Origin of the sequence: Pantoea sp. K16 (genome assembly GCF_048452805.1) — a bacterium.
Classification (GTDB): Bacteria; Pseudomonadota; Gammaproteobacteria; order Enterobacterales; family Enterobacteriaceae; genus Pantoea; species Pantoea agglomerans.
This window is the reverse complement of the sequence record NZ_JBLWNV010000013.1, coordinates 166,294-177,976: the sequence shown is the minus strand read 5'-3', so window position 1 is coordinate 177,976 and position 11,683 is coordinate 166,294. Positions and strand designations below refer to the sequence as shown.

General features: G+C 55.5%; 4 protein-coding genes. All 4 read left to right on the top strand.

Annotated elements, in window-relative coordinates; translation table 11 throughout:
* Positions 1-23 precede the first annotated feature (23 nt).
* The 4 genes from ACK13D_RS17755 (at position 24) to ACK13D_RS17740 (ending at position 11,667) form a co-directional block, all read left to right on the top strand.
* Positions 24-6,452, top strand: coding sequence for an Ig-like domain-containing protein (locus ACK13D_RS17755; RefSeq protein WP_418796965.1), 6,429 nt, complete (start codon positions 24-26; stop codon positions 6,450-6,452).
* Positions 6,453-6,735: 283 nt separating this feature from the next.
* Positions 6,736-8,061, top strand: coding sequence for a TolC family protein (locus tag ACK13D_RS17750; RefSeq protein ID WP_132499722.1), 1,326 nt, complete (start codon positions 6,736-6,738; stop codon positions 8,059-8,061).
* A gap of 88 nt (positions 8,062-8,149) precedes the next feature.
* Positions 8,150-10,426 carry a type I secretion system permease/ATPase gene (locus ACK13D_RS17745; protein ID WP_154210940.1) on the top strand — a complete coding sequence of 759 codons (2,277 nt, stop codon included), beginning with the start codon at positions 8,150-8,152 and terminating at the stop codon, positions 10,424-10,426.
* Positions 10,423-11,667 carry an HlyD family type I secretion periplasmic adaptor subunit gene (locus tag ACK13D_RS17740; RefSeq protein ID WP_010257175.1) on the top strand — a complete coding sequence of 415 codons (1,245 nt, stop codon included), beginning with the start codon at positions 10,423-10,425 and terminating at the stop codon, positions 11,665-11,667. The genes ACK13D_RS17745 and ACK13D_RS17740 overlap by 4 nt, the downstream gene beginning before the upstream one ends.
* Positions 11,668-11,683 lie beyond the last annotated feature (16 nt).

Here is an 11,683-nt window from a genome sequence, read left to right as displayed (position 1 = left end):
CCATCAGCGACCAATCGGGCGCGGTGCTGGGCAGCAGCACGGCAAACAGCAGCGGCGTGTGGACGTTCGCGGTGGCGGAGCTGGCTGATGGTGAGCACGTCTTTACGGCATCGGTAACCAACGCAGCGGGCAACAGCAGCGAGGCGAAATTTACCCTGAATGTGGATACCACACCGCCAGAACCAGTGATCATCCAGTCATTACAGGATGACGTCGGTACATTGCAGTTCACCTCACCAGTGGCAGGTAATGTCATTGACGATCCGGCGCCGACCTTTACCGGCAAGGCGGAAAAAGGCTCGCTGGTTACGCTTTATGACAATGGCATCCTGCTTGCGACAGTGACGGCAGATGCACAGGGTGAGTGGAGCTATACGCCGACCACTAACCTGCTGGAAGGGACACACGGTATTACGGCGACGGCAACGGATGCTGCAGGTAACGTCAGTGAAATCAGCAGTAGCTGGGATTTTATTATCGATATCACAGCGCCTAACGTTGGGATTTCAGGAAACTCAGAGGAGTCACTGAGCGGTGTTACTGAGCCAGGCGTTGTGGTTGTCATTGTCGATAAGAACGGCACGGAATATAGCGTAGTAGCCGATCAGCAGGGTAAATGGGTGATAGCACCTAACCCAATCTCAGCTGGCGAGTCAGGAGAGATCTACGCTATCGATCCAGCAGGGAACAAGGGCGATACAGTGGCCTTCCAGGGATCTGCACTGGCTACGTATAGCTTGCTGAATGAAAGTATGCAGGTGAACACCACTACCACAGGCGATCAGCTTAACCCGTCGACGACCCGGCTGGCGGACGGCCGCATCGTGGTGACGTGGCAGGGCGCAGGTGTCTCCGGCACTGAGGTTTACATGCAGCTCTTTGAGGCCGACGGTATACGTAAAATCGGCACCGAGCAGCAGGTGAACCAGCGCACGGCCAACAATCAGGACAGCCCGCAGGTGATCGCGCTGACCGACGGCGGCTTTCTGATTGTCTACGAGTCCAACGTTAACGGACTGGACAACAGCGGCGACGGCGTGATGGCGCGCCGCTACGGCGCCGATGGCCAGGCGGTGACCGATGAGTTCCAGGTGAACACCACCTACAGCGGTGCACAGAACCGTCCGGGTGCGATGGCAACCGCCGACGGCGGCTACATCATCAGCTGGGAAGACCAGGGCACAGGCATCGTGCAGCGCAGCTACGGGGCGGATAACCAGCCGGTGACGGGCGAAGTGACGGTGGCAACCGGCAAGGGCATGGGCAGCTCCGGCGGGCCGGAAATGGCGGCCTTTACCGATGCGGCGCACGGCGGCATGTACGTGACCGTGTGGAACGCCACCAGCGGTCCGGGTGACACCAGCGGCAGCGGGGTTGTCGGGCAGATTTTTGCCGCAGACGGCACGCCACTGGGGGGGAACTTCCAGGTGAACACCACCACGGACAGCTCCCAGAACTATCCGGACGTTATCACCCTGAACGACGGCAGCATCGTGGTGTTCTGGGACAGCAGCGACAGCGGCACCAGCGGCTCTGACATCCGCGCAGTGCACTATCGCGTGGATGCCGCCACCGGAACGCTGACGCTGGTCGGCAGCGGTGACTTCATCGTCAACAGCTACACCAGCGGCAAGCAGTATAAGCCGGTCGGCGTGGCGCTGGATGATGGCGGCTACCTGCTTATCTGGGGCTCCGAAGGCGGCGACGGGGATGGCTCGGCCATCTACGCACAGCGCTTTGATGCGAACGATAACAGGGTGGGACGCGAGTTCCTGGTGAACACCACCACGAGCGGCAACCAGGGTACCGGTGGCGACTCGGTGGATGCAACGCACATCTTTGACGCCGTGCTGACCGCGGACGGCAGCGTATACGTGACGTGGCAGTCGGACAACGTGGACGGCTCGGGAACCGGCATTGAAGGTATCGTGATTGACGTGGATGCGGCGTTCTACTCCGAGTACACGGTGAACACCACCACCACGGGAGCGCAGACGGTCTCGTCGGTAGCCAGCCTGCCGGACGGCGGCGCCATCGTGGTGTGGCAGTCGGCGAGCGGAGATGGCTCCGGCAGCTGCGTCAAGGGTCAGCTGCTGGATGCGAAAGGCCAGCCGGTCGGGGCGGAGTTCACGGTGAACACCACCACAGCGGGCGACCAGATCACGCCGCAGGTTACGGTCCTGACGAACGGCCATATCGAAGTGGTGTGGAGCACGGATTCCGGTGCGCATATCAAGGGTCAGGGTTATACCTACAGCTATGACGGTGCGGGTAACGTAAATGGTCTGGTGGCTGATGGCACAGAGTTCAGCGTTAACACCGGTACCACGGCAAGTAAACTGACTGAACCCGCCATTACCTCGCTGGAAGATGGCGGCTATCTGGTTGTATGGCAGGCAAGCCTGAACGGTAACTGGGCGATTTACAGCCGCCAGTATGATGCAAACGGCACGCCGGTCACGGCGGAGACTGTGCTGATTACGACTTCGCTGAGCGTAAACGGCGTGCTGGGCTTTGGCGCTGACTGGGAGCCGCTGCCGTCTGTTACGTTACTGAAAAACGGCCAGGTCGCTATCGCCTATACCGTTAAAGGTACCGGGTATGACGCTGGCGTATCGATCTACGATCCTTCACTGCATGAGGTAACCGGCAGCTTCGTAGCGAACCAGACCCTGACTAATAATCAGGCATCACCTGCAGTAAGCGCGCTGGATAACGGCAACTACGTGGTGACCTGGGACTCTAACGATACCAGCGGACCGGATCAGAACGGTTACAGCGTCTGGGGCCGCATCTACGCGGCAGACGGTACGGCGCTGACCAGCGAGTTCCTGATCAACACGGCAACAGCAGGCGATCAACATCTGGCGAAAGTCGTGAGCCGTCCTGATGGCAGTTTCGTTGCGCTCTTTATGTCTGCAACAGATACGGCACCGGGTGCAGGTACCAGCGGCATCTACGCGCAGTACTTTGATGCAGCGGGTAACAAAGTGGGCCAGCAGATGCAGATCCATCAGCTGACCTATGGCGAGCAGGTTGAAGTCGATGCGACCTTCCTTGCGGGCGGTCAGCTTTACGTGACCTGGACTGACAAAGGTGTGGGTGACGGCGAAGGCTCGGCGATTAAAGGACGCGTTGTGGATCTGGTTGAAACGCTGGGACTGGAGCAAATGACGCCGGACAACAACGATCCGACGACCATTGACTATCAGCCTGCGACGACACCAGCGTCGAGCGACACCGATGTACTGCCGCCGAACGTGGGTCTCTCTACCAATACTAAGGAGACTCTGGGTGGCCAGACCGAAGCAGGCGCTACTGTTATCGTGACGAATGCGGCTGGAACGGTTTACTCCACGGTGGCAGATGCTGAGGGTGTATGGAGTATTGTACCTAACCCACTCAGTGTCGGTGAAAACGGAACGCTCTCGGCTATTGACGCGGCAGGTAACCAGAGCCAGCCAGTATTGATCTCCGGAGCCGCGCTGAGTGCTTACGATCTGCTGAATGAAAGCGCGCAGGTGAATACCACTACCACAGGCGATCAGCTCAACCCGTCGGTCACCCGGCTGGCGGACGGCCGCATCGTGGTGACGTGGCAGGGTGACGGCACCTCCGGCACCGAGGTTTACATGCAGCTGTACGAGGCAGACGGTGTGCATAAAATCGGCACCGAGCAGCAGGTGAACCAGCGCACGGCCAACAATCAGGACAGCCCGCAGGTGATCGCGCTGACCGACGGCGGCTTTCTGATTGTCTACGAGTCCAACGTTAACGGACTGGACAACAGCGGCGACGGCGTGATGGCGCGCCGCTACGGCGCCGATGGCCAGGCGGTGACCGATGAGTTCCAGGTGAACACCACCTACAGCGGTGCACAGAACCGTCCGGGTGCGATGGCAACCGCCGACGGCGGCTACATCATCAGCTGGGAAGACCAGGGCACAGGCATCGTGCAGCGCAGCTACGGGGCGGATAACCAGCCGGTGACGGGCGAAGTGACGGTGGCAACCGGCAAGGGCATGGGCAGCTCCGGCGGGCCGGAAATGGCGGCCTTTACCGATGCGGCGCACGGCGGCATGTACGTGACCGTGTGGAACGCCACCAGCGGTCCGGGTGACACCAGCGGCAGCGGGGTTGTCGGGCAGATTTTTGCCGCAGACGGCACGCCACTGGGGGGGAACTTCCAGGTGAACACCACCACGGACAGCTCCCAGAACTATCCGGACGTTATCACCCTGAACGACGGCAGCATCGTGGTGTTCTGGGACAGCAGCGACAGCGGCACCAGCGGCTCTGACATCCGCGCAGTGCACTATCGCGTGGATGCCGCCACCGGAACGCTGACGCTGGTCGGCAGCGGTGACTTCATCGTCAACAGCTACACCAGCGGCAAGCAGTATAAGCCGGTCGGCGTGGCGCTGGATGATGGCGGCTACCTGCTTATCTGGGGCTCCGAAGGCGGCGACGGGGATGGCTCGGCCATCTACGCACAGCGCTTTGATGCGAACGATAACAGGGTGGGACGCGAGTTCCTGGTGAACACCACCACGAGCGGCAACCAGGGTACCGGTGGCGACTCGGTGGATGCAACGCACATCTTTGACGCCGTGCTGACCGCGGACGGCAGCGTATACGTGACGTGGCAGTCGGACAACGTGGACGGCTCGGGAACCGGCATTGAAGGTATCGTGATTGACGTGGATGCGGCGTTCTACTCCGAGTACACGGTGAACACCACCACCACGGGAGCGCAGACGGTCTCGTCGGTAGCCAGCCTGCCGGACGGCGGCGCCATCGTGGTGTGGCAGTCGGCGAGCGGAGATGGCTCCGGCAGCTGCGTCAAGGGTCAGCTGCTGGATGCGAAAGGCCAGCCGGTCGGGGCGGAGTTCACGGTGAACACCACCACAGCGGGCGACCAGATCACGCCGCAGGTTACCGTGCTGTCAGATGGCACTTTCCAGGTGGTGTGGAGCACGGATTCCGGTGCGCATATCAAGGGTCAGGGTTATACCTATAGCTACGACGGTGCGGGTAACGTGAACGGCGTCGTGACTAATGGCGCAGAGTACAATGTGGACTCCAGCACCGCCGCCAGCAAAATGCGCGTTCCGGTGATCACTTCGCTGGAAGACGGCGGTTATCTGGTGGTTTGGGAAGCGAGCCTGAACGGCAACTGGACGGTTTATGGCCGTCAGTATGACGCAAACGGCACGCCGGTCACGGCGGAGACCGTGCTGGCAACCACGACCCTGAACGCAAATGCCATCATTCCTGAATGGGAGCCGTTGCCATCTGTTACAACGCTGGAAAATGGCCAGGTTGCGATTACTTATGCGATTAAAGCCACCGGATATGATGTTGGTGTGTCAGTTTATGATCCGTCAACGCATGCTGTAACAGGCAGCTTCGTAGCGAACCAGACCCTGACTAACAATCAGGCGTCATCCGCAGTCAGTGCGCTGCAAAACGGTAACTACGTGGTGACCTGGGACTCTAACGATACCAGCGGACCGGATCAGAATGGTTACAGCGTCTGGGGCCGCATCTACGCGGCAGACGGTACGGCGCTGACCAGCGAGTTCCTGATCAACACCACGACGGCTGGCGATCAGCACATGGCGAGGGTGGTCAGTCAGGCTGACGGCAGCTTTATTGCCGTTTTCCTGTCAACAACCGACATCGCGCCGGGTGCAGGTACCAGCGGTATCTACGCACAGTACTTTGATGCAGCGGGTAATAAAGTGGGCCAGCAGATCCAGATCAACCAGCTGACCTATGGTGAGCAGGTTGAAGTCGATGCGACCTTCCTGGCGGGCGGTCAGCTCTACGTGACCTGGACCGATCAGGGCGTGGGCGACGGCGATGGCTCAGCAATCAAAGGCCGCTTAGTTGATCTGAACGAGACACTGGGACTGACGTCTGAAACGGGATCGACGCATATTGAGTATCAACCTGCTCAGTACGATCTTAATGGCACTTCAGGTAATGATGTACTGGATGCACGCGGCGCGAATTCCGTCGATGCAAAAGAGGGCGATGATACTATCGTCATTAACAGTACTCATTTTAGCAGTGTGAAAGGAGGAGAAGGTCACGATACGCTGGTCTGGGATTCTAATAACGATTTAGAACTCGGAACGGTATCAGGAAAAATTAGTGGAATTGAAGCTATCCATCTGGGTAATAACACGGCGCAGACATTATTTATCAGCGCCAGCGATGTGCTCGAAATTACTAAAGATAATGGTAGTGAAGCGAACACATTACATATTACGGGAGATGTGGGAAGCTCAAACAATAGTAATGCAACTGATACCGTTAATATTGGAAAGTCAGAATGGACGGCTTCGGCCGCACAAACTGAAAATGGCGTTAATTATGACGTCTATACCAATAATGATGACACCACTGTCAAGCTGTTAATCCAGCATGGCTTAAACGTTATCTGATAGAACTGGCGATGACTCCGGTCATCGCCAGCTTTTTTTCACATCAAACTCACCTGATGGGCCTGTTTAAGGCAGGCCCATCAGGTGAGCCCCAGATCTGATTGCGCAGATGAAAAAAATAAATAAAGGCATGTGGGCAGCATGTAAAACCTAAATATTTCTTTTTAGCAGAATTAACGTTGCCATATGACATGTTGGGCGGTTAAAACAGTTCCGGTCGCAGGATTGAATTAGCGACAGAGAAAATTAGCCATCCCACTTTATTTGTTATTTTGAGTTAACTATGAAAAAAAACTTGTTTACTACAAAATCCAGATGTTCGCTGCATGGTTTAATTGCGGGATTGCTATTTTTTAATCCCCTGTTAAATGCCCATGCAACGGACTTTATTGAAATGATTCGTATGACAGCAGACCATCCATCGGTAAAGTCTGCTTTATCAAACAGCACCGGTGCTATGTATGATATCGATCAGGCAAAAGCCGCTGATGGTTTTCAGGTCAGTACGGGTATCAGCGCATCAGGATATTCAGGTCAACCCGGTTATGAGAATAATCCGGTCTCCCCGCATATCACTGTAAGTAAATTACTTTACGATCACGGACGTACTGATGCGAGCGTTGCCGGAAAGCAGGCTGCTTATTCCATGCAGCAGGCTCAGGTAAATGTCACGCGCGAAAATCTCAACGAGCAGGTGCTTTCTCTTTTTACCTCTGCAGCCACTAATGCCACAGTGGTCGCTGTGCTGGATAAAGAAATTAACGCACTGCAGGATCTGCTTAATCGGGTAAAGAATATTGCCAGTATTGATAGCGGCAGAGCTTCTGAGATCAATCAGGTTGCGACTCGCCTCAATTCGGTGATTGCCAGTCGTGAAATGAGCTACACCACCTATATCCAGGCGCAGCAGCAACTCAGCTCGCTGCTGAACCACGAGATTGTTATCACCAGAGGCCTGCCCGATCTGAAAAAAGCGGGTCTGTTGCCCGCGTCACTGGCACAGGCACAACAGGTACTGAAAGAAAATCCCAACTGGGCGGTCTCACGCGAGCGTAAAGAGGAAGCGAGAGCCGCAGTGGATCTGGCCTCAAAGTGGAACAGGCCGAAATGGAGTGTGCAACTGAGTATGGACAGTCCAAAGCGCAACGGTGAAATGGAACCGTTTAAAGCGGTGACGTTACAGGTGAGCAGCGATATCAATCTTTGGGATGGTGGGGCTGGCAGGGCAAATGCTAAAGCTGAAACTCAGCGACTCATTGCTGCAGAGGCGGATCAGGATGCAACACTCCGGACATTGAAACAGCAGCTGGATCAGCTGTGGGTCTCCTTACCGCTTCGTGAACGCCAGCTCAATGCATTACAGAGACAGTCAGAAACCGCGTTGAAAACCTGGAAAGCGGGGGAAGTGCAGTTCTTCGCGGGGCAGCGCCCGTTAACGGATTTAATCTCGTTTGCTACCGACTATTACTCCAGTCTCGCAAGTTATCAGGAGCAGCAGATGCAGTATCTGGCTGCGCAATGGAACATCGTTGCGGCACTGGGTAAAACCAGCCAGCTGGTGCAGAAGGTTAACGCTTTACCAGCGAATACCATCGAAGCGGTGCACTAATCACGCTGACGTAAAAAACGAGTATTTCTGGCCGCTGTCATGCTTTGCCGCCAGACCAGAATGAATTAGTTGTCCAGGGGACGCCATTGTGACTGATATACAATTTGAGCCTGCTGGCTCTGAACTGAATGCTGAAAACAGAGTGTTATCCAGATCGCCATCAGATACGCAGGAGACTTTGCTGGTTGCACTGCAAAGCGCACTGCGCCTGTTTGACGTCCGGCTTACGCTAAATGCTTTACGTGTGGGTATGCCTGCATTTCCACCAGACGCTGATATCAGCGCCCAGAATGACTGGGCATTGCGCACGCTGCAGAGCCGCGGCATGAGTGCTGCCTGGCAGAAGATTGACCTGACGGATGTGAAAAGCTTTGTTCTCCCCGCCATCATGCGTCTGGAAACGGGCTACTGCGTGCTGACACAGTGTAGCGAAAAGAAGTGCGCCATTATCGATCCCGCACTGGGCAGCCAGCCTGTTGAGGTCGATTTCGCTCGCCTGGCTCAGCACTATAGCGGCGAGTTGTTGCTGCTGCGACCTAAGTCTTATCTTGATCATCGTGCCGATGACATTGTCCATGTCGGTAAAGGGCACTGGTTCTGGAATACTTTGTGGGGATTCAAACGTTATATCTTTGAAGCCGCCGCATTGTCAGTCGTTATTAACCTGCTCGTTCTGGCGATGTCCGTATTCACCATGACGGTTTATAACCGGGTACTGCCTAACCAGACCTACGTAACACTCTGGACGATGGCTATCGGCGTGAGTCTGGCGTTGTTGTTTGAACTGGCTGCACGGCTGGGTCGGGCCTGGATTACCGATCGCGCCGGTAAAAAGATCGATCTGGTGTTGGGCGCACAACTTTTTCGTCACGTGCTGAACGGCAAAATGTCGGGTCGAGCCCAATCCAGCGGTGCATTTGGCAATGTCATGCAAAGCTTTGACAGCGTCCGCGAGCTTACTACGTCAGCCGCTTTAACGACGGTTGCTGACTTACCCTTTGTTTTACTCTTCCTGGTTGTAATCCATCTGGTTGCCGGGCCACTGGTCTGGTGTGTGATCCTGATATTAGTGGTCATCGTGGCGATGGTGCTGCTGATGCAGATCCCTTTGAAACGCCACGCTGAAGAGTCAATGAAAATAGGCAGTAACCGTTACGGTCTGGTTATTGAATCACTGGATAATCTTGAGACCATCAAAGTTCTGCGTGCTGAAAACCTGGTCGCCTCTAAACACGATGTTGCCAGCGTAAAACTCTCTGCAGTGAATATGAAATCGCGGTTCCTTGCCACTATGGGCTCAAGCGTCATTCAGACGACCCAGCAGTTTGGTACCGTTATTCTGCTGGTCTGGGGTGCTTATCTGGTCGGTGATGGTGATATCTCAATGGGAGGCATCATTGCCACTATGACCCTGATGGGGCGCGCCATAATGCCCATAGCAACGCTTGCCGCGCTGGGATTGCGTATTCAGCAGGCAAAAACCTCGCTGGCCATCCTCAATAAAGTGATGCAGGCCCCTGCTGAACGCGATAATGAGAAGGTTTATGTGCAGCTTCCCCAGGGCAGCCAGACCGGGATTGTCTGTCAGGGCGTTTCATTACGTTATAAAGACGATTTACCGGCCATCGTTGAGCAGCTTGATGTCCGGTTCTGTCAGGGCGAGCGGGTTGCCATACTGGGCAAAATGGGCAGCGGTAAATCTTCGCTGCTGCGCATGCTGGTTGGGCTATATCCACCCACAACAGGCACGATCACCGTTGCTGGCGTAGATATAGGCCAGGTCGAGCCGGTGGAATTACGGACGCGTATCGCGCTGGTCAATCAGGAACCACGTTTTATGTATGGTTCGCTGCGTGACAACCTGGTGATGGGAGCACCCTACGCCAGCGACGAAGAACTGATGGCCGCTGCAAAAATGACCGGGGTGAGTGATATTGTCGCGGCTCATCCCATGGGCTTTGGTATGCCTGTCAGTGAGCGTGGTGAAAACTTTTCCGGCGGACAAAAGCAGGCGATAGCCCTGGCTCGCGCCATTCTGTCGAATCCGGATGTTCTGCTACTGGACGAACCTACATCGGGGATGGATATGGGGTCGGAACGCACTATCCTGCAGGCGCTCATCCCGGCAATGGAAGGCCGAACCGTGATTATCGTGACCCACCGTCCGGCAGTGCTGAAATACGTTGATCGGGTGATTGTGATGGATGAAGGCATCAAAGTAGCTGATGGGCCGCGTGAAGAGATTATCGGTTTATTAAACAGCGGGAAGATCCCGGCCGCATCGGTGCTGCGTAACGCAGCGAAACATGCTGGCGTTGAGATAAGCACAGAGCGTCAGCCACAATCTGGCGAGGTAACAGTATGAGCAGCCTGTCCCCTGATAAAAACGTTGATCAAAAGCGCCTGACCGAACATACAGCCAGTGACATGGTGAGGGCCGCCCGTCAGGATCGCTGGGAAGGCTGGCTATTTATTGCCTGGGGCAGCGTGGCGTTAATGGTGCTGGTAATCGTCTGGGCCGCCAATTTCAACATCGAAGAGGTGACAACCGGGTCAGCCAAAATTGTTCCCAGTTCCCGCGAACAGGTTTTGCAAAGCCTTGAGGGCGGTATTTTGCAGGAGTTAATGGTGCATGAAGGCGATACGGTTGAAAAAGGTCAGGTTGTGGCCAAAATCGATCCCACGCGCGCCGAAGCCTCCTTCCGCGAAAGCGCTAACCGCCTGCTGGCACTGAAAGCCCAGGCCGCGCGTCTTGAAGCAGAAGCGACCGGCAGCGAGCTTGTGTTCCCGCCAGAGGTCATGAAAGTACCTGAACTGGTTACCCGTGAAACCGATGCCTGGAAACTACGTAAAAGGGCGGTAAATGAGTCAATTGAAGGCTATCTGAAGTCAAAAACATTGCTGCAGAAAGAGCTTGAAATGGCGCGACAGCTCTCAGCCAGATCGCTGCTGTCAAAAACTGAGGTTCTGAAACTTGAGCGTCAGATGAATGATGCCGAATTGCAAATTACCGAGCGAAAAAACCGCTACCGTAACGAGGCTAACGATGAGCTGTCCAAAGTCGATGTTGAGATGACAAGCCTGCAGGAAACTGCCCATGGCCGCCATGATACGCTTGAGCGTACTGAAGTCCGCACGCCAGTACGAGGCATTGTTAACAGTATTAAAATCAATACGCTTGGCGGTGTGATCCAGCCTGGTGCCGCAATAATGGAGGTGACACCATTGGATGACCAGCTGCTGGTGGAAACCCGTATCCGGCCCTCTGATGTGGCTTTTCTGGCACCCGGTCAGGAAGCTGTGGTAAAAATTTCTGCCTATGACTATTCGATTTATGGCGGCCTGACCGGACATGTTCAAAGTATCAGTTCGGGCGCGCTAAAAGATGAGGAGAGTAAAGCTGCCCGCAGGCCAGGCGTCGATGATACTTATTACCGGGTAATGGTATTAACGGAAAATAATACGCTGACGAAAAGCGGCAGTCAGGAACTACGGGTTATTCCCGGTATGACGGCCACCGTTGATATTCGTACGGGCGAGAAGAGCCTGCTGCAATATCTCTTGCGTCCTCTGTTGCGCGTACAGGAAGCGTTTCGCGAAAAGTAAAACCTGCCCTGAATGT

Excerpts from the sequence above, each read along its gene's own strand:
- ACK13D_RS17750 (WP_132499722.1), top strand. The coding sequence starts at position 6,736 with ATGAAAAAAAACTTGTTTACTACAAAATCCAGATGTTCGCTGCATGGT.
- ACK13D_RS17740 (WP_010257175.1), top strand. The coding sequence starts at position 10,423 with ATGAGCAGCCTGTCCCCTGATAAAAACGTTGATCAAAAGCGCCTGACC.